This window comes from Pseudomonas sp. GW821-FHT01E10, assembly GCF_059422365.1.
This window is the reverse complement of sequence record NZ_JBWKWT010000005.1, coordinates 65,458-90,193: the sequence shown is the minus strand read 5'-3', so window position 1 is coordinate 90,193 and position 24,736 is coordinate 65,458. Positions and strand designations below refer to the sequence as shown.

The following is a 24,736-nucleotide window of genomic DNA, read 5'->3' as shown; positions in this document are numbered from 1 at the left end:
GCCTGACCATGCCGCCCCTCGAAGCCGTGAACACCCCGCCCGCCCGCGCCGATGTCTGGAACGTCAGCAACGCCCACTGCCGCGTTCAATACCAACTGCTGGCCGAGGCCGAGCCGGATCTGCTGTGCCGCGCGCTCAATCTGTTCGCCTTGCAGTTTCTGACGCCGCAGCAGGTCAACGTGCAGCGCCTGGACGATCTGCTGTCGATCGACATCGTCATGGACGGCCTGAGCTGGCACCGAGCCCAGGTGATCGCGGAAAAACTGCGTAACCTGATCAGCGTCTGCTCGGTGAATCTGCAAGCGGCCGATTCGGCGTGGCAGGAGCCGGCGCAGGCAGCGGGCTGACCCCCTCCCCTGAAAAAACCCGACACGTGTTGGTCGGGTAGTGGCCCAACGGTCTGCGGGTGCCCAGCTATCCTTTGCGAACGGTTGTTCATAAGGAGCCCGCATGTCCGTTCAACTTGCCACTCAGGACCGCTGGCTGGACCTTAACGATTTGCTGCGTGAACTGGTCGCCCAGGGCTTTGTCAGCCAGGACTCTGCCGAACACGCACTCAACGCCCGCCGCCGTCACGCCACCAATGCTCAGCAACATCCGCTGGAGTTCATCGCCAGCCAACATCTGGACGATCTCAGCCGTCCCGGTAAACACCTCGATCTGGAAAGCCTGACGCTGTGGCTGTCCCAGCAGGCCGGCCAGCCTTACTTGCGCATCGACCCACTGAAAATCAACGTCGCCGCCATTACGCCGCTGATGTCCTATGCCTTCGCCCAACGCCACAAGATTCTGGCGGTGGCCATCGACCGTGATGCCGTCACCGTGGCCAGCGCCCAGCCCTTCGTCAGCGGCTGGGAAGTCGACCTGACCCACGTATTGAAACTGCCGATCAAGCGCGTGGTGGCCAACCCGGTGGATATCCAGCGCTTCAGCGTGGAGTTTTTCCGCCTGGCTAAATCGGTCACCGGCGCCACCAACGCCGATCAGAAGACAAGCAACCTGGGCAACTTCGAACAATTGCTCAACCTCGGCGCCAGCGACCAGGAGCCGGACGCCAACGATGCGCACATCGTCAACATCGTCGATTGGCTGTTCCAGTACGCGTTCCAGCAGCGGGCCAGCGATATCCACATCGAACCCCGGCGCGAGCAAGGCACGGTGCGCTTTCGCATCGACGGCGTGCTGCACAACGTCTATCAATTCCCGCCGCAGGTGACCATGGCCATCGTCAGTCGCCTGAAAAGCCTGGGGCGGATGAACGTTGCGGAAAAACGCAAACCCCAGGACGGCCGGGTCAAGACCAAGACCCCGGACGGCGGCGAAGTCGAGCTGCGGTTGTCGACATTACCGACAGCGTTCGGCGAGAAGATGGTGATGCGGATCTTCGACCCGGAAGTGCTGCTCAAGGACTTCGATCAACTGGGTTTTTCCGCCGAGGACCTGCGCCGCTGGCAAGACATGATCCGCCAGCCCAATGGCATCATTCTGGTGACCGGGCCAACCGGTTCGGGCAAGACCACCACGCTGTACACCACCCTCAAAAAACTGGCGACGCCGGAGGTCAACCTCTGCACCATTGAAGACCCGATCGAAATGGTCGAACCGGCGTTCAACCAGATGCAGGTCCAGCACAACATCGACCTGACCTTTGCCGCCGGCGTGCGCGCGCTGATGCGACAAGACCCGGACATCATCATGATCGGCGAGATCCGCGACCTCGAAACCGCCGAGATGGCAATTCAGGCGGCACTCACCGGGCACCTGGTGCTGTCGACATTGCACACCAACGATGCCCCGAGTGCCATCAGCCGCCTGCTGGAACTCGGCGTGCCGCATTACCTGATCAAGGCCACGGTACTCGGGGTCATGGCCCAGCGCCTGGTGCGTACGTTATGCCCTCACTGCAAGGCCCCCTTGACGTTGGGCGAAGACGATTGGCAAACCCTGACCCGGCCTTGGCAAGCGCCACTGCCGACCAATGCCCAGCGCGCCATCGGTTGCCTGGAATGCCGCGAAACCGGCTATCGCGGTCGCGCCGGGGTTTACGAAATCATGCAGCTGACGGATGGCATCAAAGCGCTGATCAACCCCGACACCGACTTGCTGGCGGTCCGGCGTCAGGCGTTCAAGGAAGGCATGCGCAGTTTGCGGTTGTCGGGGGCGCAGAAAGTAGCGGCGGGGTTGACCACGATTGAAGAGGTGTTGCGGGTGACACCGCAGAGTGAGCAGAAATAGGTTACAGATTGCGCTCGGATACTTCCCCCAAGTCGCATCCAAACCTTTTGCCCTACACTCTGGTCATCGCAACTCAATCCAGACTGGACAGGGACCGTTATGAGCATTGCACTGATTCTCTTCGTCGCGCTGGTCGTGGCCATTCTTTTCATGGGTTTCAAAGTGGTGCCCCAAGGGTTTGAATGGACGGTCGAACGCTTCGGCCGTTACACCAACACCCTCAAGCCAGGCCTGAGCATCATCATTCCGGTGATGGACCGCATCGGCCGCAAGATCAACGTGATGGAAAGCGTGCTGGACATTCCGCCCCAGGAAGTCATCACCGCCGACAACGCCACCGTGCAGATCGACGCCGTGTGCTTCTTCCAGGTGGTCAATACTGCCCAGGCCGCCTACGAGGTGAACAACCTCGAACATGCCGTGCGCAATTTGTTGCAAACCAATATCCGCACCGTGCTCGGGTCCATGGAGCTGGACGCGATGCTCAGCCAGCGCGACAACATCAACGAAAAACTGCTGCGCACCGTCGACGAAGCCACGGCGCCGTGGGGCATCAAGATCACCCGGATCGAGATCAAGGACATCAGCCCTCCCGCCGACCTGATGGCCGCCATGTCCGGCCAGATGAAAGCCGAGCGGATCAAGCGCGCACAGATTCTGGAAGCCGAAGGTTTGCGCGCTTCGGCGATCCTCACCGCCGAAGGCAAGAAACAGGCGCAGATTCTCGAAGCCGAGGGCAGTCGTCAGGCGGCGTTCCTCGAAGCCGAGGCCCGGGAACGTCAGGCCCAGGCCGAAGCCCAGGCCACCAAAGTGGTGTCCGAAGCCATCGCCGGCGGTAACGTGCAGGCGGTCAACTACTTCGTCGCACAGAAGTACATTGATGCCTTGGGCAAACTGGCCTCGGCCAACAACAGCAAAGTGATCCTGATGCCGCTCGAAGCCGGTTCGATGATTGGTGCAGTCGGCGGCATCGGCGAAATCGTCAAGGCCACCTTCGACGGCAAGAAAGGCTGAGGTCGCCGCCCATGGAACTGTTCTCGTTCTGGAGCTGGCTGGCCCTGGGTGCGCTGTTGCTGATCCTCGAGGTGTTCGGTGCCGGCGGTTATCTGCTGTGGATCGGCATGGCAGCCGCCGCCGTCGGCGTGCTGAAGTTCCTGATACCGGGTTTACCCTGGGAATGGCAGGTGCTGTTGTTTGCCGTTTTTTCGATCCTCACCGCCCTGTACTGGTGGAGACGTCAGCGCAGTGTGGTGCGGGCCAGCGATCAGCCGAACCTGAACCTGCGAGGGCAAGAGCTGATCGGCAAGGTGTTCGTGGTCACTGAAGCGATTGTCGATGGCCGCGGCAAGATCAAGGTCGCCGACGGTGTGTGGATGGCCCGAGGGCCTGATGCCGCGTCCGGCAGCCGTGTTCGGGTGATCGGGCAACAAGGGGCGATTTTACTGGTGGAGCGGGCCGACTAACGTCACGGAACTCGATTGGGTTATTGGCAATCAAAGGCCGCAGTTAAAACCCAGTGGAGTCACCTTTTATGCGTCTCAAACTTGCTGTCGCTACCGTCGCCGTGTTGTCCCTTCAAGTCGGTTCGGCGATGGCTGATGACAGCTTTTTGCGTAACGTCCTTACTTCCGGTGCCACCACCGGTACGTCCTACCTGACCTCCAGGGATCACAAGCTGATCGTCGCCGCCCAGGACGACGCCGGTAGCTTTGTCGCCAGTGACGGCGCCATTCGCGGCCCCTATCTGGAAGCCGCCATGCAGAAAGTCCGCGCTGAAAACCCTGGCCTGCAAGCCACGGACATGGAACTGGCGAACGCCATCCTGGCGAAGAATGCCATCGCCTCGAAGTAAGGTTCGTTGCTGAACAAAAAATGCCGCTCTAAATGAGCGGCATTTTTTCACCCCTGATTTGTCGGGGCGAGTGACTTCAGCGGTATTCATCCACCGGCACACACGCGCAAAACAGGTTGCGATCGCCGTAGACATTGTCCACACGGTTCACCACCGGCCAGTACTTATGGGCCTTGGTGTGTGCATCCGGCGTCACCGCCTGCTCGATGCTGTACGGCCGCTCCCAGACACCGGTGATGTCGGCCAGGGTATGCGGCGAACGCTTCAGCGGGTTGTCCTCCGCCGGCCAGTTGCCGTTCTGCACCTCGTTGATTTCCGCGCGAATGCTCAGCATCGCATCGATAAAACGGTCCAGTTCCGCCTTCGATTCACTCTCGGTCGGTTCGACCATCAACGTCCCCGGCACCGGGAATGACATGGTCGGCGCATGGAAGCCGTAGTCCATCAGGCGTTTGGCAACGTCTTCTTCGCTGATCCCGGTCAGCACCTTGAGCGGACGCAAGTCGAGGATACATTCGTGGGCCACGCGCTCGTTGCGCCCGGTGTAAAGCACCGGGAACGCCCCGGACAAATGCTGCGCCAGGTAATTCGCGGCGAGGATCGCCACCTCACTCGCATCCGCCAGTTGCGGCCCCATCATCGCGATGTACATCCAGCTGATCGGCAGAATGCTTGCACTGCCCCAAGGGGCTGCGCTTACCGCTCCGTTCCCCGGCAGCGGGCCATCGATCGGCACCACCGGGTGATTGGCGACAAACGGCGCCAGGTGCGCCCGGACACCAATCGGGCCCATCCCCGGCCCACCACCGCCGTGGGGAATACAGAAAGTCTTGTGCAGGTTCATGTGCGACACGTCGGCGCCGATGTCTGCCGGCCGCGCCAACCCGACTTGCGCGTTGAGGTTGGCGCCATCCATGTATACCTGACCGCCATGGCGGTGGATAACTTCACAGATCTCGCTGATGCCTTCCTCGTAGACCCCATGGGTCGAAGGATAAGTCGCCATCAGGCAGGCGAGTTTGTCCCCCGCCTCGATGGCCTTTTCTTTAAGGTCTTCCAGATCGACATTACCCGCCTCGTCGCACTCGACGATCACCACCCGCATCCCGGCCATTTGCGCCGAGGCCGGGTTGGTGCCGTGGGCCGAAGACGGGATCAGGCAGATATCCCGCGCGCCCTGATGACGGCTCTCGTGATATCTGCGGATTGCCAGCAACCCGGCGTACTCGCCCTGGGCGCCCGAGTTGGGCTGCATGCAGATTGCATCGAAACCGGTGATCGCGCAGAGCCAGCGTTCCAGTTCCTCGATCATCAAGGAATAACCCACCACCTGCTCTTTCGGCACGAACGGGTGCAGGTTGGCAAACTGCGGCCAGGTGATCGGGATCATCTCGCTGGTGGCATTGAGCTTCATGGTGCAGGAGCCCAGCGGGATCATCGACTGATTGAGCGCCAGGTCTTTGTTTTCCAGCTGCTTCAAGTAACGCAGCATTTCGGTTTCGCTGTGATGGGCGTTGAACACCGGATGACGCAGATAAGGCGTACTGCGCTGCAATCCTGCAGGAATGCCGGACGCCAGGGTCTCAGCATCCAGTTCCTCGACGTTGAGCCCATGATCGGCACCGAGAAACACATCGAACAGCTTCGCCACGGTGGTTTCGTCACTGGTTTCGTCGAGGCTCAGGCCCAACCGCCCGCGACCGAGAATGCGCAAGTTGATCTGCGCCGCCTGGGCACTTTCGATGATCGCGGTCTGAGTGCCACCGACCTCCAGGGTCAGCGTGTCGAAGAACTGTTGGTTCACACGTGTAACGCCATGGCGTTCCAGGCCGGCGGCGAGGATGCAGGTCAGCCGATGGACACGCTGGGCAATATTTTTGAGCCCTTCCGGACCATGGTAGACCGCATAGAAACTGGCGATATTGGCCAGCAGCACCTGGGCGGTGCAGATATTCGAGTTGGCCTTCTCCCGGCGAATGTGTTGCTCGCGGGTTTGCAGGGCCATGCGCAGGGCGACATTGCCGCGAGCATCTTTCGACACGCCGATGATCCGCCCGGGAATCGCCCGTTTGTACTCGTCGCGGCTGGCAAAAAACGCCGCGTGCGGGCCGCCGTACCCCATGGGCACGCCGAAGCGCTGGGATGAACCGAACACCACATCGGCGCCCAACTCTCCCGGCGGAGTCAGCAACAACAGGCTGAGCAGGTCGGTGGCGACGCAGGCCAAGGCTTGCTGAGCATGCAGATGATCGATCAGCGGATGCAGGTCGCGAATTTCGCCATGGGTGTCGGGATATTGCAGCAACGCGCCGAACACTTGATGCTGCTTCAAGTTATCCACAGCGTCGATGACCAGGTCGAAACCGAACCCTTCGGCCCGGGTCTGCACCACAGAAATCGTCTGCGGGTGACAGTTTTCGTCGACGAAGAACAGATTGCTTCTGGACTTGGCGACACGCTTGGCCAGCGCCATGGCCTCGGCGGCCGCCGTGGCTTCATCCAGCAGCGAGGCGTTGGCCAGTTCCAAGCCGGTCAGGTCGATGGTCAGTTGCTGGAAATTCAACAGCGCTTCGAGCCGGCCTTGGGCAATCTCCGGTTGGTAAGGCGTGTAAGCGGTGTACCAACCGGGATTTTCCAGAACGTTGCGCAGGATGACGGCTGGCGTGAGGGTGCCGTGATACCCCATGCCGATCAGGCTGGTCCAGACCTGGTTCTGTTCGGCGTAGCCGCGCAGTTTGGCCAGTGCGGCTACCTCATCGAGGGCCGGCGGCAGGTCCAGCGGTCGGTTCAGGCGGATTCCCGGCGGCACCGTCTGCTCGATCAACTCGACGCGGCTGCCAAGGCCCAGGCTGTCGAGCATCGCCTGCTGCTCGGCGGCATCGGGCCCGAGGTGGCGGCGCAGGAAGGTATTGGGGTCGCGTAACTGGCTCAAGGACGGCAACTGGGACATGACGGGCTCTCTCATGACTGGCGCTCAGCGTCGATGCAACTCGGTCAAACCAGCATAGCAGTCGATACCGGCACGGATGGCGTGGCGCTGTCGGTCAATCCGGATCATTATGCTCGGCGCCTACAAACGTTCGCTGATCGGGTATCCACATTTATGAGCCAACTGTCTTTCCTGCCCTTCTCCAAACCCACCATCGATGAAGCCACGATTGCCGCTGTCGGCGATGTGCTGCGCTCGGGCTGGATTACCAGCGGCCCCAAGGTGCAGGCTTTTGAAGCGCAACTCTCGGAATATTTCGGCGGGCGCCCAGTGCGTACGTTCAATTCCGGCACCTGCACCATGGAGATCGCATTGCGAATTGCCGGCGTCGGACCGGGTGATGAAGTGATCACCACGCCGATTTCCTGGGTGGCCACCGCCAACGTGATTCTGGAAGTTGGCGCCACGCCGGTGTTTGCCGACATCGACCCAGTCACCCGCAATATAGACCTGACGCAGCTTGAAGCAGCGATTACCCCACGCACCAAAGCCATCATCCCGGTGTTTCTCGCGGGACTGCCCGTGGACATGACGCGCCTTTACGCGATTGCAAAAAAGCATGGTTTGCGAGTGGTGGAAGATGCCGCCCAAGCATTGGGTTCGAGCTGGAACGGCCAGCGAATCGGTGCGACTGGCGATTTCGTGTCCTTCAGTTTCCAGGCGAACAAGAACGTCACCTGTTCAGAAGGCGGTTGCCTGGTACTGAACAACGCCGAGGAAGCGCGGCTGGCGGAAAAGTACCGCTTGCAGGGCGTCACCCGCAGCGGTTTCGACGGGCTGGACGTTGATGTGCTGGGCGGCAAGTTCAACATGACCGATGTCGCGGCAGCCATTGGCCTGGGGCAGTTTGCCCACATCGAAGCGATCACCGCTCATCGTCGTGAGCTGGCCAAACATTACTTCGCTTGCTTCGGCGAGGACTTCGAAGCGCAGTACGGTGCTCAACTGCCCCCGGCGGATTTCGAGAACAGCAATTGGCATTTGTTCCAACTGGTGCTCCCGGAACGCCAGGATGGCAAACCGGCACGGGCCACTTTCATGGAGCAGATGCAGGCACTGGGAGTGGGTATCGGCTATCACTACCCGCCGATCCACCTGCTGAGTCTTTACCGCGAACGCGGGTTCAAGGAAGGCATGTTCCCGGTCGCCGAACGGGTCGGACGACTGATCGTCTCGCTGCCGATGTTCACGGCCATGGATAAAGCGGATGTCGAGCGTTCGGTGGCTGCGGTGAAAGCCGTGTTGCGGACTTGATTCGGCCTTTGCAGGAGCTGCCGAAGACAGCTCCTGCAAAGCGGGCATTACTCGCCGATGGCGGCCTTGTAGGCCATCGGGTCGAGCAGCTTGTCCAGCTCAGAGGTATCGCTTGGCTCGAGTTTGAAGAACCAGCTGTCATAAGGCGCGCTGTTGACCAGTTCCGGGCTGTTGGCCAACTCTTCGTTGACGGCAATGACTGTGCCGGAGACCGGCGAGTAGATATCCGACGCAGCCTTGACCGACTCGACGACACCCGCCGCTTCACCGGCAGCGAACACTTTGCCGATCTCCGGCAACTCGACGAACACTACATCACCCAAGGCTTCCTGAGCATGGTCTGAAATACCCACTTTCACGCCGCCATCATGGTCTAGACGGGCCCATTCGTGACTTTCGGCAAAACGCAGGTCGACAGGGATTTCGCTCATGTTCTGTGTCCTCAAGAAAAATGTCGGCAGTCATTGACCGCCAAAAAAGGTTAGATCAAGGTTTTGCCATGGCGTACGAAGGTCGGCTTGACCACTCGAACCGGGTACCACTTGCCACGGATTTCCACTTCAGCGCGGTCGGCGGTGGCCGCCGGCACGCGCGCCAGTGCAATCGACTTGCTAAGCGTAGGAGAGAAACTACCACTGGTGATCTCCCCTTCGCCAACATCGGCGATGCGAACCACCTGATGCGCTCGCAAAACGCCACGTTCTTCAAGGACCAGACCGACCAGTTTGTGCTGCACGCCAGCGGCCTGCTCGGCCTCCAGGGCGGTACGGCCAAGGAACTGGCGCGTGGCCGGTTCCCAGGCAATGCTCCAGGCCATGTTGGAAGCCAATGGCGAAACGTCTTGATGAATATCCTGACCGTACAGGTTCATGCCGGCTTCGACCCGCAAGGTATCGCGCGCCCCGAGGCCGATCGGGGAAATTCCTGCGCCCACCAGATCGTTGAAAAACCCCGGCGCCTGATCGGCCGGCAGCACGATTTCCAGACCGTCCTCACCGGTGTAACCGGTGCGGGCGATGAACCAGTCACCGTCGGCCTGACCTTCGAAAGGTTTGAGCTGCTGGATCAACGTAGCGCGGGACTGGGTCACCAGTTCGGCAATCTTGTGCCGGGCGTGAGGGCCTTGAATGGCCAGCATCGCCAACTCGGAACGCTCGTTGAGCTGCACATCGAAGTCGCCGAGATGAGCCTGCATCCAGGCCAGGTCCTGATTGCGGGTGGAGGCGTTGACCACCAGCCGATATCCGTCATCGAGGCGATAGACGATCATGTCATCGACGATACCGCCGTGCTCGTTGAGCATGGCGCTGTACAAGGCACGGCCGGGGCTGTGCAGGCGCTCGACGTCGTTGGCCAGTAAGTATTGCAGCCAGGCCTTGGCCTGGGGGCCGTCGACATCGATCACGGTCATATGGGATACATCGAAAACCCCGCAATCGCGGCGCACCTGATGGTGTTCCTCGACCTGCGAGCCGTAATGCAGAGGCATATCCCAACCGCCAAAATCGACCATCTTCGCGCCGAGGGCGAGATGAAGGTCATACAGAGGCGTGCGCTGTCCCATGGGTTTCTCCTTCCGGGCGTGGCGAAGGTGCGGACAGCCGCTGTACGGGGTGAAATGCCTTGAAATAAAGGCTTTCAGCCGATTTCAGCAACCCGGTCTGAAAGACGGACCGCACCGAATGCCGCGCATTGTAGCCGCAAGGTGTAGGACTGACACCTAGCCGTTTCGATGCGCCGACCTTCTGATTAATCCGATGACCGGCAACAGCCCGACCAGAACCAGGGTCAGTGCCGGCAACGAGGCCCTCGCCCACTCGCCTTCGCTGGTCATTTCAAAGATCCGCACCGCCAGCGTGTCCCAGCCGAACGGGCGCATCAGCAGGGTCGCGGGCATTTCCTTGAGCACGTCGACGAACACCAGCAACGCAGCGCTCAACGTGCCCGGAAGCAGCAGCGGCAGATACACTTTGAAAAACAGTCGTGGCCCACTGACGCCAAGGCTACGTGCTGCTTCGGGCAAAGAAGGCCGTATACGCGCCAGGCTGCTTTCCAGCGGCCCGTAAGCCACGGCGATGAATCGCACCAGATAGGCCAGCAACAACGCCGACAGACTGCCCAGCAGCAACGGTTTGCCCGCGCCGCCAAGCCAGCCCGACAGCGGAATCACCAGTTCGCGATCCAGATAACTGAACGCCAGCATGATCGATACCGCCAATACCGAGCCCGGCAGTGCGTAGCCGAGGTTGGCCAGGCTGATGCCGGAACGGATCGCCCGGGTCGGTGCCAATCGACGGGCAAACGCCAGCAGCAGCGCGACGCTGACAGTAATCAACGCCGCCATGCCGCCCAGGTACAGGGTGTGCACGATCAACCCGGCATAACGTTCGTCCAGATCAAAGCGCCCGCGTTGCCAGAACCACACCAGCAGTTGCAGCACAGGAATGACGAAGGCGCAGGCGAACACCAGACCACACCAGCTCATCGCCGCCAGCGCCTTGACCCCATGCAGGTGATACAGCGCCTTGACCCGCGGCCGTTCGTTGCCCGCCCGGTTGGCGCCGCGGGCACGGCGTTCGCCATATAACACCACCATCACCACTAACAGCAGCAGGCTGGCCAGTTGCGCGGCGGTGGAGAGACTGAAAAAGCCGTACCAGGTCTTGTAAATGGCGGTGGTGAACGTATCGAAGTTGAACACCGACACCGCACCGAAATCCGCCAGGGTTTCCATCAGCGCCAACGCCACCCCCGCGCCGATCGCCGGGCGAGCCATGGGCAACGCCACTCGCCAGAACGCCTGCCACGGGGATTGCCCAAGGACTCGCGCCGCTTCCATCAGGCCTTTGCCCTGAGCCAGAAATGCAGTGCGCGCCAACAGGTAAACGTAGGGATAGAAAACCAGCACCAGCACCAGAATCACGCCGCCGGTGGAACGCACTCGCGGCAGCCTCAGACCACTGCCGAACCATTCGCGCAACAGGGTTTGCACCGGCCCGGCGAAATCCAGCAGGCCTACAAAGACAAAGGCCAGCACGTAGGCAGGAATCGCGAACGGCAGCATCAACGCCCAGTCCAGCCACCGCCGCCCCGGGAACTCACAGAGGCTGGTGAGCCAGGCGAGGCTGACGCCCAACAGCGTCACGCCGATGCCAACGCCGACGACCAGCGTGAGGGTATTGCCCAGCAGCCGCGGCATCTGCGTACCCCACAGGTGGGACCAGATCTGCTGATCGATGGTTTGCCAGGAAAGAAGCAGGACGCTCAGGGGCAGCAGGACCAGCGCAGCGATGGCGAAGACCAGGGGATACCAGCGGCGTTGGGCGGGGTGGGCCAAGGAAAAGCTCTCGGGTAAATCAACGAAGTGTATGCAAACCGCAAAAAGATCGCAGCCTACGGGAGCTCCTACGTCGGGATGGTATTTACCCGGTAGGAGCTGCCGCAGGCCGCGATCTTTTGATCTTTAAAGCAGCAGACTCAGTTCCAGCCGACCCGATCCATCATCCGAATCGCTTCAGCCTGACGCTTGCCGGCGATTTCCACTGGCAAGGTATCGGCCACGAACTTGCCCCAGCTCGCGACTTCACCCGAAGGCGGAACGGCAGGGTTGGCCGGGAACTCCTGGTTCACGTCAGCGAAAATCTTCTGCGCTTCAGGCGTGGTCATCCACTCCACCAGCGCCTTGGCGGCTTCCGGGTGCGGTGCATGTTTGGTCAGGCCGATACCCGACAGGTTGACGTGCACGCCACGGTCGCCCTGATTCGGCCAGAACAGTTTCACCGGCAGGTCCGGCTTCTGCTTGTGCAGACGGCCATAGTAGTAAGTGTTGACGATGCCGACGTCGCACTGACCGGCATTGATCGCTTCCAGCACGGCGATGTCGTCGGAGAACACGTCGGTGGACAGGTTGTTGACCCAGCCTTTGAGGATCTTCTCGGTTTTCTCGGCGCCATGGACTTCGATCATGGTGGCGGTCAGGGACTGGTTGTAGACCTTCTTCGCCGTGCGCAGGCACAGGCGGCCTTCCCACTGTTTGTCGGCCAGCGCCTCGTAGGTGGTCAGCTCACCGGGTTTCACCCGGTCGGTGGAGTAGGCGATGGTCCGCGCCCGCAGGCTCAGGCCGGTCCAGGCATGGGAGGATGCGCGGTATTGCAGCGGGATGTTGGCGTCGATCACCTTGGAGGTGAACGGCTGGAGGATGCCCATCTGCTCGGCCTGCCAGAGGTTGCCGGCATCGACGGTCAGCAGCAGGTCGGCAGTGGCGTTTTCGCCCTCGGCCTTGATCCGCTGCATCAACGGCGCTTCCTTGTCGGTGATGAACTTCACCTGTACGCCGGTTTTCTGGGTGTAGGCATCGAAGACCGGTTTGATCAGCTCATCGATACGCGAGGAGTAAACCACCACCGCGTCGGCAGCCTGGGCGGCGGTGCTGCCTATCAGGGTCAGGGCCAGTGCGGTCAGTAGACGCTTGGGTGCCAACATGGAAGCGGTCTCTCGAAATGGGAAGTGAGGCCAAATGATAAGGACTCACATTTCGCTTCTCAATCGAACACTGGGCGGAGGAGTTACCAGATGTTGCACAATCGAATGAATCACAATGTGGCGAGTGGGCTTCAGGCCTTGGCCAACGCCGGCAAATCCCCAATCAACCCAAGCGCTTCGCGCACGAACAACGCCTTGGCCTCGGGCATCTGGTCGACCATCTTCAATCCGGTATTGCGCAACCAGCGCACCGGCAACGGATCGGCCTGGAACAGCCGTTCGAACCCTTCCATCGCCGCCATCAACGCCAGGTTGTGGGGCATGCGCCGACGCTCATAGCGACTGAGCACTTTCACATCCGCCAATCGCTCACCGCGCGCGGCCGCTTGCAGCAGCACTTCGGCCAGCACTGCGGCATCGAGGAAACCGAGGTTCACGCCCTGTCCGGCCAGCGGATGGATGGTGTGGGCCGCGTCGCCGATCAGCGCCAGACCTTCTGCCACGTAACGCTTGGCATGACGCTGACGCAGCGGCACGCAAAGACGCGGGTCGGCGCTGAGCACCGTGCCGAGGCAGCCTTCAAAGGCCCGCTCCAGCTCCTTGCAGAAGCTTTCGTCGTCCAGCGCCATCAGGCGTTCGGCTTCGCTCGGCGTGGTCGACCAGACAATCGAGCACCAATCCTGCTGACCGTCACGTTCCAGCGGTAGAAACGCCAGCGGGCCGTTGTCGGTGAAACGCTGCCACGCGGTCATTTGATGCGGTTTGGAACAGTGCACACTGGTGACGATCGCGTGGTGCATGTAATCCCATTCGCGGGTCGCAACGCCGGTCAGGCGCCGCACCGCCGAGTTGGCGCCATCCGCCGCGATCACCAACGGTGCCCGCAAGGTGCGGCCATCGGCCAGGGTCAGCAGCCAATCGTCACCGGAACGGCGCATCTGCTCCAGACGCGCATTGGCCAGCATCCCGAGGTCGCAGTCGTGCAGCCGGTCGAGCAAGGCGTCCTGAACCACACGGTTCTCGACGATATGCCCGAGTACGTCGGCATGTACGCTGGTCGCCGAGAAATGGATCTTCCCGGTGCCGCTGCCATCCCAGACGTGCATGTCGGTGTAAGGACTGCTGCGCCGGTTGGCGATGCCGTCCCACACGCCCAGGCGTTCGAGTATTCGTTGGCTGGCCGCCGACAGGGCGCTCACCCGCGGCTCGAACGGCGCTTGGCCATCGAAGGGTTTGACGCTCAAAGGGCTGCCGTCCAGCAGCAGGACTTCAAGCCCGCTGTTTTGTAACGCCAGCGCCAGGGCACTGCCGACCATTCCGGCCCCGACAATCAGCAGATCTGCGCGCATTTCCATGCTTTAGGCCTGTCTCTCTTGCGGCTTGAGCCGCAGGTAAAGGGTTCTCTCGACGCGCGTCACCGAAGTGCTCGCGTCGTCATGAATATTGATGTGCAGGTGCGCCCGCTTAAACATCGGGACGTGTACCCAGGCCCATGGCCTGCCGGGCGAACCAGCGCTTGGCCGGCGGCAGCAGATCGAGACCGAGCAGGCCGATGTTGCGCCCCAGGGAAACCAGCGGCTGGGTGCTGCCAAACAACCGGGTGACCTGATCGGAGAAGCCCACGGTCAGGTTCTGGTCCAGACGCTGGCGCTCGCGATAAGCCTGCAACGTGGTGAAATCGCCGAGCGCGGTCTCGCTGCTCAGCAAGGTGTCGGCCAAGGCCTGGGCATCGCGCAGGGACAGGTTGAAGCCTTGTCCGGCAATCGGGTGCAGGCTGTGCGCGGCGTTGCCGAGGATCGCCAGATGTGGGCGGACTTGCTCCTCGGCTTCGATCAGCGACAGCGGATATAAATTGCGGGCGCCGACCTGTTTCAGCGTGCCGAGGCGATAACCGAACACGCCCTGCAACTCGTTGAGAAAGCTGCGGTCATCAAGGGCCGCCAACCGTTGCGCGTCCATGCCCAGACGGGTCCAGACCAGGGCGCAGCGGTTTTCCGGCAGCGGCAACAAAGCCATTGGGCCGTCGTCAGTGAAGCGTTCGAAGGCCATGCCGTTGTGCGCTTCGCTCGGAGTGATGTTGGCGATCAGCGCGCTCTGGTTGTACGGGCGCTTCTTGATGCCGATCCCCAACTGTTCACGCAGGCCCGAACGGCCGCCATCGGCCAACACCGCGAGGTCGCATTCCACCAGGGTTTCATCGTTGAGCGTCAGGCGATAGCCGTCGGTCAGCGGCTCCATGGCGGTGACTTCCGCCGGGCAACGCCAACTGATCACATCCTTGTCCAGACTGTGCCAGAGGCATTGGCCGAGCCAGGCGTTTTCCACCACATAACCCAGTGCTGGAACGCCCTCTTCCATCGCCGACAACCGCGCCGTGGAAAAACGCCCACGGTCGGAGACATGAATCTGCTTGATCGGCTCGGCGCGGCGAGAGATTTCCTGCCACACGCCCAGCCGTTGATAAATCTGCCGGGCGCCGAACGACAGCGCTGAAGAGCGAGCGTCATAGCTCGGTTGGTACGTATCGCCGGGGGCAAAGGGTTCGATCAGCACGATCTTCCAGCCACGGGCCTTGGCCCCGGCCTGTAACGCCAACGCAAGGCTGGCGCCAACCAGGCCGCCGCCGATGATTGCCAGATTGACTCGACTCATGCCGCTTGTGTCCGTGCGGCGGCCATCAAGGCCTCGATCTCGGCGACCGTTTTCGGCACGCCGTTCGTCAGGATTTCACAACCGGTTTTGGTGACCACCACGTCGTCCTCGATGCGCACGCCAATGCCGCGCCATTTCTTCGCCACGCTCTGGTTGTCCGGGGCAATGTAGATGCCCGGCTCGACCGTCAGCGCCATGCCGACTTCCAGCACGCGCCATTCGCCGCCGACCTTGTACTCGCCGACATCATGCACATCCATGCCCAGCCAGTGGCCGGCGCGGTGCATGTAGAACGCCTTGTAGGCTTCGCTGGCGATCAGTTCATCGACCTCGCCCTGCAACAGGCCCAACTTCACAAGGCCCGCGGTAATGACGCGAACCGTGGCTTCATGCGCCTGATTCCAGTGTTTGTTCGGTGCGATTTCGGCAAACGCCGCTTCCTGGGAAGCCAGCACCAGCTCGTAGATCGCCTTCTGTTCCGGTGAATACTTGCCGTTGACCGGCCAGGTGCGGGTGATGTCGCTGGCATAGCAGTCGATCTCGCAACCGGCGTCGATCAGCACCAGATCGCCATCTTTGAGCACCGCGTCATTCTGCTGGTAATGCAGGATACAGCTGTTGCGCCCGGCGGCGACGATCGAACCATAGGCCGGCATCTTCGCCCCGCCCTTGCGGAACTCGTAGTCGAGCTCGGCTTCGAGGCTGAACTCATGCAAACCGGCACGGCTGGCCTGCATCGCCCGGATATGCGCCTGGGCGGAAATCCGCGCGGCTTCGCGCATCACCTTCACTTCTGCCGCCGATTTATACAGGCGCATGTCGTGCAGCAGATGATCCAGGGCAACGAATTCGTTCGGCGGCTGGGCACCGAGATTCGCCTTGGAGCGGATCACGTTGATCCAGTCCATCAGGTGCCGATCGAATTCCGGATTGCTGCCCATGGCCGAATACACCCGGTCGCGGCCTTCGATCAGGCCCGGCAGGATGTCGTCGATGTCGGTGATGGGGAAAGCGTCGTCGGCGCCGAAGTCGCGGATCGCGCCTTCCTGGCCGGCGCGCAGGCCGTCCCACAGCTCACGCTCGGCATTGCGTTCACGGCAGAACAGGATGTATTCGCCATGTTCGCGACCGGGAATCAAAACGATAACGGCCTGAGGCTCGGGAAAGCCGCTGAGGTACTGGAAGTCGCTGTCCTGACGGTAAACGTGCTCGACGTCACGGTTGCGAATGGCAACCGCAGCGGCGGGCAGAATGGCGATGCTGTTGGGTTCCATCTGCGCCATCAAGGCCTTGCGGCGACGGCTGTATTCCGATTTCGGGATATGAATCATGGGCAGATGGCTTTTCCTGGCTCGCGATTAATGCAACGACGGTTTGGCGGCTGCTTCGTCGGTTTTCTTGGTTTCAGTGAACAGCAGCAACGGTGCGACGCGCAGGTACTCCATGACTTCCATGTAGTCGCTTTCGCCGTCGTCGGACTCTTCCAGGGCGTCTTGCACCTGAGAAATGGCGGCCAGATCCTGCAGCACTTCAGTCGCTTCAGCGCTGAGGGCATATTCGCGACGGGTCAGGCCGAAGCCAGTGAGGAAGCCCTGGCACCACTGGCCCAGCGCGGCTGCGCGCTCGGTGAGCGGCGCGTCGTCGCTCGGCAGCAGCAGAACAACGGTCATGTCGTCGCTGGTAAGCTCGCCCTTGACCATCTCTTGCAGGCCGATCAAGGCGTTGCGAACGTTGTCTTGCGGCTCGCCTTCGAGCAGCTCGGCGGCGTCTGCCAGCCAGCTGTCGGCATCGAAACCGGCACCGGCGCAGCTACGGCCGAGCAGCAGGCCGTGCAACTCGGCAGGCGAGACGGGATGGCCGCTGGTACTCAGCAGGGTGGCGAAGGCTTGGTACGGAGAATTCTGAATGGGCATGGGTAGCTAGGCGCCAGACGGCGCTATGTCTAGAATGAAGGCCTTGTATCCTACATCGACAGACTCGCCAAGACTATTAAAGGCTGTCCGCCAGCTACCTCCCATCAGACGAACACGTGGACACAATGGAAGACACCGACCTGCAAGCGCTGATGGCCAGACTCGAGCTGCTGATTACCCGAGTCGAGCAACTAAAGAGTCAAAACGCACTCTTACTAGCTCAAGAAAAGACCTGGCGCGAGGAACGCGCGCACCTCATTGAAAAAAATGAAATCGCCCGGCGTAAGGTCGAATCGATGATTTCGCGCCTCAAGGCCCTGGAGCAAGACTCATGAGTTCAAGCAATAGCGTTACCGTGCAGATCCTCGATAAAGAATATTCGATCATCTGCCCCCAGGAAGAGCGCAGCAACTTGATCAGCGCCGCCCGCTACCTGGACGGCAAGATGCGCGAAATCCGCAGCAGCGGCAAAGTCATCGGCGCCGACCGCATTGCCGTGATGGCTGCGCTGAACATCACGCACGACCTTCTGCACAAGGAAGAACGTCCGGATGTGCAGGCCAGCAGCTCGACCCGCGAACAGGTTCGCGACCTGCTGGACCGCGTCGACCTGGCGCTGTCGACCGATCCGGATGTCACCAAGGGCTGATTCGCCAGGCCGCTTGAGTTATACTCGCATCACTCCCTGGGGTGCTTGCCAGTTGACCACGTCCCTGAGCCGATTCGCACTACCCTGGAGGTTGCACGTTGGGCTGGTGTGCATGTCCGCTAGACGGAAAGCCTTAAAGCCTACTGCATCTTCCACCTTGAACTTTCGGGTTCAAGGGCTAAGTCAGCAGCGGTTCATCCGGGGAGCCTGATTTCAATCCGATGCCGGTTTTCATACCGGCATCGGCATGTTTACGGGTACGCTTTTAGTACTCGCACTTTCTGAAGCCTGAATCCATGACCGAACCTGCGCTGCTGCCCCGACCGCAACTTCGACGCATGCTGCGCAAGGCCCGCCGCGCACTGACCCCCAGTCAGCAGCGCGAGGCCGCTCGCGGGCTGTATAAGCAATTGGCCCAGCACCCACTGTTCCGCCGCGCAAAACACATCTCCCTGTATCTGCCCACCGACGGTGAAATCGACCCGCGCCTGTTGATGCGTGCCGCGCAACGTCGGGGCAAGGCGACGTACCTGCCGGTACTCAGCGCCTGGCCGCGAACCAAAATGGTGTTCCAGCGGATTCGTCCCGGTGAAAAACTCAAACCCAACCGTTTCCGTATTCCAGAACCACGGGCCAATATCGCCCGGCAACGCAAGGTCTGGGCGCTGGATCTGGTGTTGCTGCCGCTGGTGGGGTTTGACGATGTCGGCGGACGCCTGGGTATGGGCGGCGGCTTCTACGACCGAAGCCTGGCGTACCTGGCGCGCCGAAAAAGCTGGCACAAGCCGACGCTGCTGGGCTTGGCCCATGAATGTCAGAAGGTTCAACGATTGGCTCAGGCGAGCTGGGATGTGCCGTTGCAGGGCACGGTCACTGACAAGGCGTGGTATTTCGCGGACTAGACGCCACTGATATCAGCGGCGTCCAAAAGACGGGCTCAGCGCTTGAAGGCCGACGGCTGTTGCTGCGCGATCTCGACGGGAGCATCGGTCTTGTTGGCCCACAGGCTTTGGGCGTAGCCGGTGGTCACGACGCCCAAACCGAACAAAATAACCAATATCCATAATAAATCCGGTTTGCGTTTCATCGATTGCCCCCCTCAAGGCACATCAACACGATGACAGCAGCGGTTTCCGTTTGTAGGCCGTGCAGCAGCGTCAAGCTAAGAAGGCCGGCATTTTGCGACAACGTGAACCGACACGCAAACGCTGGCGTCAACCGACTGTCGGTTTGTCATAAAATTGCCTGACCACTTGTCCACCCACCTCGCAAGGAGCAAAACCATGGCTTATTGGCTGATGAAATCCGAGCCCGACGAACTCTCCATCAAAGACCTGGAGAAGCTTGGGCGAGCGCGCTGGGACGGGGTTCGCAACTACCAGGCGCGCAACTTTTTACGGGCCATGGCAGTCGGCGACGAGTTTTTCTTCTATCACTCCAGCTGCCCTGAGCCAGGGATTGCCGGGGTCGGAAAGATCGTCGAGGCGGCGTATCCGGACCCGACGGCGCTGGAGCCCGAGAGTCATTACTTCGATCCGAAGGCCACTGCCGAGAAAAACGCCTGGAGCGCGATCGATGTCGCTCACGTCGAGACGTTTTCCAAGGTGCTTAAACTCGATTATCTGAAGCAGCAAACGGCACTCGCCGAGATGCCACTGGTGCAGAAAGGCTCGCGCCTGTCGGTAATGCCGGTGACAGCCGAGCAATGGGCAGTGGTGCTTAATCTGCGCTAAATACTGCGCTACAGCCTGTGAATCTGGCTTACCTTGCCAAACGGTCAGGCTTACCCCTCAGTTGACTGACATCAAGTCGCCCTAGCACTTTCCTGTCAGACTGGGACGCAATAGACGCAGGATGCAGACATGTCGACGCACAGCCGCTCTTCGCTTTTCTTCGTTTTTTTGCTGGGGGCTGTATTGCTGGCCGCCGGAGGGTTTGGTTATTGGCGGTCGACCGTTAACCGACTGCCCCAAGGGTTGTCTGTCGGCAATGGTCGACTTGAAGCCACTGAAGTGCAGATCGCCAGCAAAACACCCGGTCGATTGGCTGAAGTGCTGGTGGACGAAGGCGACAAGGTAACCCAGGGGCAACTGTTGGCCCGCATGGACACCCGTACCCTCGAAGCACAGCGCAACCAGGCTGAAGCCGAAGTGATACGCGCCCGGGAAAATCTTTCCGCGGCCCAGGCCAATGTGAAACTGCGCCAGAGCGAGCAACTGCTAGCCCAGCAAGAGCTCAAGCGCTCCCAGGCGTTGTTCAATCGCGGTTTCGCCAGCGGCCAGATCATCGACCAACAGCAGTCACGCTTCGACACCGCCAACGCAGCTGTTACTGCGGCCCGCGCCCAGGTGTCCGCCGTCGGCGCAGCCATTGGCGCGGCGCAGGCACAAGTGGCTCAGTTAACCAGCGAAATCGACGACAGCAGCTTGCGGGCCCCTATCGACGGGGTGATTCAGCTTCGCATGGCCGAACCCGGAGAAGTGCTCGGCGCCGGTGGGCGAGTGTTGCTGCTGATTGACCCGAACGATCAATACATGAATCTCTACCTTGCAGCATCCGTCGCCGGACGCCTGGCGGTCGGCGATGAAGCGCGGATCCTGCTGGACGCCCTGCCCGACCAGCCATTGCCGGCAAAAATCAGCTTCGTGGCGGCCAAATCGCAGTTCACGCCCAAAGAAGTCGAGACCCGCGACGAACGTCAGAAACTGGTGTTTCGGGTCAAGCTGCGCCTGACCCGCCCCAGCGCCGTGCCCCAGGCCAAACCGGGGATGCCCGGCAACGGCTACGTGCGCACCGCTCCCATTGACTGGCCGGCCAATCTTCAATGACCGGCCTGGCACTGCATGCCACCCGCCTTCAGCACCGCTATGGCGAACAGCATGCGCTGACCGACATCACGCTCAGTCTGCCCACCGGTACTCGGTGCGGATTGATTGGCCCGGATGGCGCCGGTAAATCCAGCCTGCTGGGATTGATCGCCGGCGTGAAGACGCTACAGGAGGGCCAACTGGAAGTGCTCGGTGGCTCGATCCAGGACCGGCGCCACCGCAACAGCCTCTACTCGCGCATCGCGTTCATGCCTCAAGGCCTGGGCGGCAACCTGTACCCTGATCTGTCGATCCGCGAGAACATTCACTTCTTCGCCACACTGTTCGGGCTGTCCAGGGCCGAAAGCGATCAGCGCATGCACAGCCTGCTGCTGGCCACCGATCTACTGCGGTTTGCCGAGCGCCCGGCCGGCAAGCTGTCGGGCGGAATGAAACAGAAGCTCGGACTCTGTTGCGCACTGATCCATGAGCCGGACTTGTTGATCCTCGATGAACCGACTACTGGCGTCGATCCTTTGTCCCGACGGCATTTCTGGGAGTTGATCGATGACGTTCGGCGCCAACGCCCGCAACTGACACTACTGGTCGCCACCGCGTACATGGAAGAGGCCGAGCAGTTCGAGCATTGCCTGATGCTCGATGACGGCAAGCTGATCGCCGCCGGTTTGAGCCGCGATCTGGCGGCGGTAACCCCCAGCGGCAAGCTCGATGAAGCCTTCACCCACTTTCAGGGCGACACCGGCCACGACAACCAGCCGCTAGTGATCCCTCCCCGAACCAACGCTACGGCCGACATCGCCATCCAGGCCCATGACCTGACCCTGCGCTTCGGCGATTTCACCGCTGTGGATAAAGTCAGCTTCGCCATCGGCCGCGGCGAGATCTTCGGGTTTCTGGGCTCCAACGGTTGCGGCAAAACCACCACCATGAAAGTGCTCACCGGACTGATCCCGGCCAGCGAAGGCAGTGCCACGCTGCTGGGCAACCCGGTGAACGCCAAGGATCTGGCCACCCGCAAGCGCGTCGGCTTCATGTCTCAGAGCTTCTCGCTCTATGGCGAACTCAGCGTTCGGCAGAACCTGGACCTGCATGCGCGACTGTTCGATCTGCCCCAGGCCGACAGCACTCAGCGCATCGACGAACTGATCCAGCGCTTCAGTCTGGCCAGCGTCGCCCATCAGCCGTCCGGTGCATTGCCGCTGGGTCTGCGCCAACGATTATCCCTGGCAGTGGCGGTGCTGCATCGCCCGGAAGTGCTGATCCTCGACGAACCTACCTCCGGCGTCGACCCGGCGGCGCGGGACGATTTCTGGCGACTGCTGATCGAACTGTCCCGTGAACAGGAGGTGACGATCTTCCTGTCCACCCACTTCATGAACGAAGCCCAGCGTTGCGACCGCATCTCATTGATGCACGCAGGCAAGGTTTTGGCCTGCGACACCCCGGCAGCACTGCAACAGCAGTTCAACGGCCAGACACTTGAGGCCGCGTTCGTCACCTGCCTGGAACAGGCCCAGAGCCCGGGCGCGACAGAGGCGCCACCAACGCCCATCGACACAACGCTCGCACCCACCCCATCGATGAAAGACCGTCGCTTCAGCTTTGGGCGACTGCGGGCATTGGCGAGCCGTGAAGGCAAGGAACTGCTGCGCGATAGAGTACGCCTGGCCTTCGCTCTGCTCGGGGCGATGCTCATGATGGTGATTTTCGGCTATGGCATTTCCCTGGACGTGGAGAAACTCGCCTTCGCGGTCTACGACCAGGACCAGACCCCGCAAAGCCGGGCTTATCTGGAGGCCTTCCGCGGCTCCCGTTACTTCGACGAACAACCCCCGATAAGCGATCCGGCGCAGTTGCATCGACGACTGCAACGCTCGGAAATCAAACTGGCGCTGGAGATTCCCCCCGGATTCGGTCGGGATCTGTTCGCCGGTCGCCAGCCTACGGTGGCGGCCTGGCTCGACGGCGGTATGCCGTTTCGCGCTGAAACCAGCCGCAACTATGTGGAAGCGGTACACCAGGCCAACCTGGAGCAACTGGCGGATCAGTCCAGTCCCGCACCATCCCGGCAAGCGCCAGCCAAACTGGAAACCCGTTTCCGCTACAACCAGGATGTCGTCAGCGTCAACGCCATCGGCCCTGGAGTGATGGCGCTGATCCTGGCGTTCATCCCGGCCATGCTGACTGCGCTGGGCATTGTGCGGGAGAAGGAACTGGGCTCGATCACCAACTTCTACGCCACTCCGCTGACCCGCCTGGAGTTTCTGTTAGGTAAACAGGTGCCGTATCTGGCCGTCAGTCTGATCAATCTCGCCGTGCTGACAGCCATGAACCGCTGGCTGTTCGGCGTCCCTTTCAAGGGCAGCGCATTGACCCTGGCCTTCGGCGGGTTGCTCTACGTGCTGGCGACCACCAGCATGGGTCTGTTGATTTCGGCGTTCACCCGAACCCAGATCGCCGCCATTCTCGGCACCATGATCATCACCAGTCTGCCGACCATCCAGTTTTCCGGTCTGATCGTGCCACGGTCGTCCCTTGATGGCGCCGCCGCGGTCATGGGGATGCTGTTTCCGGCAGGCTATTTTCTCGATATCGCTGTCGGCACCTTTACCAAGGCGCTGGATATCCGGCAGTTGTGGCCACAATGCCTGGCGCTGTTCGGGTTCTTTCTCGGGTTCACCGGGCTCAGCCTGGCCATGCTGAAAAAGCAGGAGGTCTGATGCATAAGCTCGCGCACATCCTGCGTCTTGGCCTCAAGGAACTCACCAGCCTGCGACATGACAGTGTGTTGCTGCTGTTCCTGTTTTACGCCTTTACAGTGGCGATCTACATGCCGGCCGCGGGCTCAGTGATCGGTGTGCACAACGCCAGTGTGGCCATGGTCGATGAAGATCACAGCCCCATGTCACGCCAACTGGCCCAGATTCTGCGGCCGCCGGAATTTCAACCACCGGTGCCGTTGCCTTATGGTCAACTGGACGAGGTGCTGGACAACGGGCGGTACACCTTCGTGATCAATGTTCCAGCCAATTTTCAGGCCGATCTGCTGGGCGGCCACCAGCCGGCGGTGCAGGTTAACGTCGACGCCACGGCCATGAGCCAGGCGTTCATGGGGGCAGGCTATATCGGGAGGATTTTCCAGCGCGAGCTGTTGACCTACAGTGGCCAGGGCGATGCGGCGAGCCAGACACCCGTGCGGCTGACAACACGAGCGCTGTTCAATACCAATCTGGAGGGTGGCTGGTTCCTGGCGGTGATTCAGATCGTCAACAACATCACGATCCTGGCCATCATCCTGACGGGCACGGCGCTGCTGCGTGAACGCGAACACGGCACTCTCGACCATTTGCTGGTGCTGCCGCTGACGGCACTGGAAATCATGCTGGCGAAAGTCTGGAGCAACATGCTGGTGGTGGTGCTGTGCACCTGGGTGTCGCTGGAAGTCATTGTCAAAGGCGCCCTTGGCGTGCCGCTGGCTGGCTCCATGAGCTTTTTCTTGCTGGTAACGGCGGTTTATCTGTTCGCCAGCACGGCGCTGGGGATATTCCTCGCGACCCTCGCCCGCTCGACACCGCAGTTCGGCTTGTTGGCGATTCCGGTGATTATCCCGATGTTGCTGCTTTCCGGGGGCAGTACGCCCCTCGACAGCATGCCGCAATGGCTGCAATGGGTGATGCAGGGCTCGCCATCGACGCACTTCGTCAGCCTCAGCGCCGCGATACTGTTTCGCGACGCCGGCATTGGCGTGGTCTGGCCGGACTTGCTGGCATTGAGCGCCATCGGCCTGCTGTTCTTTACCATTGCACTGCTGCGGTTTCGCAAGAGCCTGGCGTCCTGAAGGGCCGAGTCGCCCTTCGCAGGCAAGCCCGCGAAGGGGCCGCC

General features: G+C 61.2%; 23 protein-coding genes and 1 other RNA gene. 14 read left to right on the top strand and 10 right to left on the bottom strand.

Features of this window, described 5'->3' with window-relative positions; translation table 11 throughout:
• Positions 1-8: 8 nt before the first annotated feature.
• The 5 genes from AC07V0_RS11770 to AC07V0_RS11750 all read left to right on the top strand — a co-directional run bounded on the left by AC07V0_RS11770 (position 9) and on the right by AC07V0_RS11750 (position 4,087).
• Positions 9-347 (top strand): ACT-like domain-containing protein, encoded by a 339-nt coding sequence (locus tag AC07V0_RS11770; protein ID WP_019650166.1) that lies wholly within the window; start codon positions 9-11, stop codon positions 345-347.
• A gap of 103 nt (positions 348-450) precedes the next feature.
• On the top strand, positions 451-2,235 hold the full coding sequence (gene tfpB / locus AC07V0_RS11765) for a type IV pilus assembly ATPase TfpB (protein ID WP_028939117.1): 1,785 nt from the start codon (positions 451-453) through the stop codon (positions 2,233-2,235).
• 99 nt (positions 2,236-2,334) lie between these two features.
• Entirely contained in the window at positions 2,335-3,249 is a 915-nt protein-coding gene (locus AC07V0_RS11760; RefSeq protein WP_007940374.1) for an SPFH domain-containing protein, read from the top strand.
• An 11-nt stretch (positions 3,250-3,260) separates the two neighbouring features.
• Positions 3,261-3,698 carry an NfeD family protein gene (locus AC07V0_RS11755; RefSeq protein WP_018927595.1) on the top strand — a complete coding sequence of 146 codons (438 nt, stop codon included), beginning with the start codon at positions 3,261-3,263 and terminating at the stop codon, positions 3,696-3,698.
• A 68-nt stretch (positions 3,699-3,766) separates the two neighbouring features.
• Positions 3,767-4,087, top strand: coding sequence for a DUF2388 domain-containing protein (locus AC07V0_RS11750; protein WP_018927594.1), 321 nt, complete (start codon positions 3,767-3,769; stop codon positions 4,085-4,087).
• 76 nt (positions 4,088-4,163) lie between these two features.
• Here the strand turns inward: AC07V0_RS11750 and gcvP are convergent, their stop codons facing one another.
• Positions 4,164-7,037, bottom strand: coding sequence for an aminomethyl-transferring glycine dehydrogenase (gene gcvP, locus AC07V0_RS11745; RefSeq protein WP_086944373.1), 2,874 nt, complete (start codon positions 7,035-7,037; stop codon positions 4,164-4,166).
• Between the two features lie 153 nt (positions 7,038-7,190).
• Between gcvP and AC07V0_RS11740 the strand changes: the two genes are divergently transcribed.
• Complete coding sequence (locus AC07V0_RS11740) at positions 7,191-8,330, top strand: DegT/DnrJ/EryC1/StrS family aminotransferase (protein WP_064621367.1); 1,140 nt, start codon at positions 7,191-7,193, stop codon at positions 8,328-8,330.
• 47 nt (positions 8,331-8,377) lie between these two features.
• Here AC07V0_RS11740 and gcvH read toward each other — a convergent pair whose 3' ends face one another.
• The 8 genes from gcvH to AC07V0_RS11700 form a co-directional block, all read right to left on the bottom strand.
• Entirely contained in the window at positions 8,378-8,761 is a 384-nt protein-coding gene (gene gcvH / locus AC07V0_RS11735; RefSeq protein ID WP_018927591.1) for a glycine cleavage system protein GcvH, read from the bottom strand.
• Positions 8,762-8,811: 50 nt separating this feature from the next.
• Positions 8,812-9,894 (bottom strand): glycine cleavage system aminomethyltransferase GcvT, encoded by a 1,083-nt coding sequence (gene gcvT, locus AC07V0_RS11730; RefSeq protein WP_086944372.1) that lies wholly within the window; start codon positions 9,892-9,894, stop codon positions 8,812-8,814.
• A gap of 156 nt (positions 9,895-10,050) precedes the next feature.
• On the bottom strand, positions 10,051-11,667 hold the full coding sequence (locus tag AC07V0_RS11725; RefSeq protein ID WP_064621034.1) for an ABC transporter permease: 1,617 nt from the start codon (positions 11,665-11,667) through the stop codon (positions 10,051-10,053).
• A 140-nt stretch (positions 11,668-11,807) separates the two neighbouring features.
• Positions 11,808-12,812 carry an extracellular solute-binding protein gene (locus tag AC07V0_RS11720; protein WP_086944371.1) on the bottom strand — a complete coding sequence of 335 codons (1,005 nt, stop codon included), beginning with the start codon at positions 12,810-12,812 and terminating at the stop codon, positions 11,808-11,810.
• A gap of 131 nt (positions 12,813-12,943) precedes the next feature.
• Positions 12,944-14,161: a 2-octaprenyl-3-methyl-6-methoxy-1,4-benzoquinol hydroxylase gene (locus AC07V0_RS11715; RefSeq protein WP_173861167.1), complete on the bottom strand. Its 1,218-nt coding sequence runs from the start codon at positions 14,159-14,161 to the stop codon at positions 12,944-12,946.
• A gap of 115 nt (positions 14,162-14,276) precedes the next feature.
• Positions 14,277-15,464: a 2-octaprenyl-6-methoxyphenyl hydroxylase gene (ubiH, locus tag AC07V0_RS11710; protein ID WP_064621037.1), complete on the bottom strand. Its 1,188-nt coding sequence runs from the start codon at positions 15,462-15,464 to the stop codon at positions 14,277-14,279.
• Positions 15,461-16,795 (bottom strand): Xaa-Pro aminopeptidase, encoded by a 1,335-nt coding sequence (gene pepP / locus AC07V0_RS11705; protein WP_086944369.1) that lies wholly within the window; start codon positions 16,793-16,795, stop codon positions 15,461-15,463. The genes ubiH and pepP overlap by 4 nt, the downstream gene beginning before the upstream one ends.
• A gap of 27 nt (positions 16,796-16,822) precedes the next feature.
• Entirely contained in the window at positions 16,823-17,377 is a 555-nt protein-coding gene (locus AC07V0_RS11700; RefSeq protein WP_007940361.1) for a YecA/YgfB family protein, read from the bottom strand.
• A 125-nt stretch (positions 17,378-17,502) separates the two neighbouring features.
• Between AC07V0_RS11700 and AC07V0_RS11695 the strand changes: the two genes are divergently transcribed.
• The 4 genes from AC07V0_RS11695 to AC07V0_RS11680 all read left to right on the top strand — a co-directional run bounded on the left by AC07V0_RS11695 (position 17,503) and on the right by AC07V0_RS11680 (position 18,928).
• A complete protein-coding gene (locus tag AC07V0_RS11695; RefSeq protein ID WP_007940359.1) occupies positions 17,503-17,712 on the top strand; it encodes a TIGR02449 family protein in 210 nt (69 codons plus the stop codon).
• The gene (locus AC07V0_RS11690) at positions 17,709-18,026 is read left to right on the top strand and encodes a cell division protein ZapA (RefSeq protein WP_086944368.1); all 318 of its coding nucleotides are present in this window, start codon (positions 17,709-17,711) and stop codon (positions 18,024-18,026) included. Before AC07V0_RS11695 ends, AC07V0_RS11690 begins: the two co-directional genes overlap by 4 nt.
• 30 nt (positions 18,027-18,056) lie before the next feature.
• Positions 18,057-18,235: non-coding RNA, 6S RNA (gene ssrS, locus AC07V0_RS11685), on the top strand.
• A gap of 87 nt (positions 18,236-18,322) precedes the next feature.
• Positions 18,323-18,928: a 5-formyltetrahydrofolate cyclo-ligase gene (locus AC07V0_RS11680; RefSeq protein ID WP_018927583.1), complete on the top strand. Its 606-nt coding sequence runs from the start codon at positions 18,323-18,325 to the stop codon at positions 18,926-18,928.
• Positions 18,929-18,963: 35 nt separating this feature from the next.
• On the opposite strand, the gene AC07V0_RS11675 is transcribed toward AC07V0_RS11680, so the two are convergent.
• The gene (locus AC07V0_RS11675) at positions 18,964-19,113 is read right to left on the bottom strand and encodes a hypothetical protein (RefSeq protein ID WP_007899400.1); all 150 of its coding nucleotides are present in this window, start codon (positions 19,111-19,113) and stop codon (positions 18,964-18,966) included.
• 196 nt (positions 19,114-19,309) lie between these two features.
• Here AC07V0_RS11675 and AC07V0_RS11670 point away from each other — a divergent pair, with 196 nt between their 5' ends.
• The 4 genes from AC07V0_RS11670 to AC07V0_RS11655 all read left to right on the top strand — a co-directional run bounded on the left by AC07V0_RS11670 (position 19,310) and on the right by AC07V0_RS11655 (position 24,692).
• On the top strand, positions 19,310-19,759 hold the full coding sequence (locus AC07V0_RS11670) for an EVE domain-containing protein (RefSeq protein ID WP_064621039.1): 450 nt from the start codon (positions 19,310-19,312) through the stop codon (positions 19,757-19,759).
• Positions 19,760-19,888: 129 nt separating this feature from the next.
• Entirely contained in the window at positions 19,889-20,854 is a 966-nt protein-coding gene (locus AC07V0_RS11665) for an HlyD family secretion protein (protein ID WP_086944367.1), read from the top strand.
• The gene (gene rbbA, locus AC07V0_RS11660) at positions 20,851-23,574 is read left to right on the top strand and encodes a ribosome-associated ATPase/putative transporter RbbA (protein ID WP_086944366.1); all 2,724 of its coding nucleotides are present in this window, start codon (positions 20,851-20,853) and stop codon (positions 23,572-23,574) included. Before AC07V0_RS11665 ends, rbbA begins: the two co-directional genes overlap by 4 nt.
• Positions 23,574-24,692 (top strand): ABC transporter permease, encoded by a 1,119-nt coding sequence (locus tag AC07V0_RS11655; protein ID WP_018927578.1) that lies wholly within the window; start codon positions 23,574-23,576, stop codon positions 24,690-24,692. The genes rbbA and AC07V0_RS11655 overlap by 1 nt, the downstream gene beginning before the upstream one ends.
• Positions 24,693-24,736: the final 44 nt, after the last annotated feature.

Bases quoted from the DNA above. Each gene is read 5' to 3' on its own strand.
- AC07V0_RS11665 (WP_086944367.1), top strand. From the start codon at position 19,889: ATGTCGACGCACAGCCGCTCTTCGCTTTTCTTCGTTTTTTTGCTGGGG.
- AC07V0_RS11755 (WP_018927595.1), top strand. From the start codon at position 3,261: ATGGAACTGTTCTCGTTCTGGAGCTGGCTGGCCCTGGGTGCGCTGTTG.
- AC07V0_RS11770 (WP_019650166.1), top strand. From the start codon at position 9: ATGCCGCCCCTCGAAGCCGTGAACACCCCGCCCGCCCGCGCCGATGTC.
- ubiH (WP_064621037.1), bottom strand. From the start codon at position 15,464: ATGAGTCGAGTCAATCTGGCAATCATCGGCGGCGGCCTGGTTGGCGCC.
- gcvT (WP_086944372.1), bottom strand. From the start codon at position 9,894: ATGGGACAGCGCACGCCTCTGTATGACCTTCATCTCGCCCTCGGCGCG.
- rbbA (WP_086944366.1), top strand. From the start codon at position 20,851: ATGACCGGCCTGGCACTGCATGCCACCCGCCTTCAGCACCGCTATGGC.
- AC07V0_RS11700 (WP_007940361.1), bottom strand. From the start codon at position 17,377: ATGCCCATTCAGAATTCTCCGTACCAAGCCTTCGCCACCCTGCTGAGT.
- AC07V0_RS11690 (WP_086944368.1), top strand. From the start codon at position 17,709: ATGAGTTCAAGCAATAGCGTTACCGTGCAGATCCTCGATAAAGAATAT.
- AC07V0_RS11760 (WP_007940374.1), top strand. From the start codon at position 2,335: ATGAGCATTGCACTGATTCTCTTCGTCGCGCTGGTCGTGGCCATTCTT.
- AC07V0_RS11655 (WP_018927578.1), top strand. From the start codon at position 23,574: ATGCATAAGCTCGCGCACATCCTGCGTCTTGGCCTCAAGGAACTCACC.
- AC07V0_RS11680 (WP_018927583.1), top strand. From the start codon at position 18,323: ATGACCGAACCTGCGCTGCTGCCCCGACCGCAACTTCGACGCATGCTG.
- AC07V0_RS11715 (WP_173861167.1), bottom strand. From the start codon at position 14,161: ATGCGCGCAGATCTGCTGATTGTCGGGGCCGGAATGGTCGGCAGTGCC.
- AC07V0_RS11720 (WP_086944371.1), bottom strand. From the start codon at position 12,812: ATGTTGGCACCCAAGCGTCTACTGACCGCACTGGCCCTGACCCTGATA.
- AC07V0_RS11740 (WP_064621367.1), top strand. From the start codon at position 7,191: ATGAGCCAACTGTCTTTCCTGCCCTTCTCCAAACCCACCATCGATGAA.
- gcvP (WP_086944373.1), bottom strand. From the start codon at position 7,037: ATGTCCCAGTTGCCGTCCTTGAGCCAGTTACGCGACCCCAATACCTTC.
- AC07V0_RS11750 (WP_018927594.1), top strand. From the start codon at position 3,767: ATGCGTCTCAAACTTGCTGTCGCTACCGTCGCCGTGTTGTCCCTTCAA.
- pepP (WP_086944369.1), bottom strand. From the start codon at position 16,795: ATGATTCATATCCCGAAATCGGAATACAGCCGTCGCCGCAAGGCCTTG.
- AC07V0_RS11670 (WP_064621039.1), top strand. From the start codon at position 19,310: ATGGCTTATTGGCTGATGAAATCCGAGCCCGACGAACTCTCCATCAAA.
- AC07V0_RS11675 (WP_007899400.1), bottom strand. From the start codon at position 19,113: ATGAAACGCAAACCGGATTTATTATGGATATTGGTTATTTTGTTCGGT.
- gcvH (WP_018927591.1), bottom strand. From the start codon at position 8,761: ATGAGCGAAATCCCTGTCGACCTGCGTTTTGCCGAAAGTCACGAATGG.
- tfpB (WP_028939117.1), top strand. From the start codon at position 451: ATGTCCGTTCAACTTGCCACTCAGGACCGCTGGCTGGACCTTAACGAT.
- AC07V0_RS11695 (WP_007940359.1), top strand. From the start codon at position 17,503: ATGGAAGACACCGACCTGCAAGCGCTGATGGCCAGACTCGAGCTGCTG.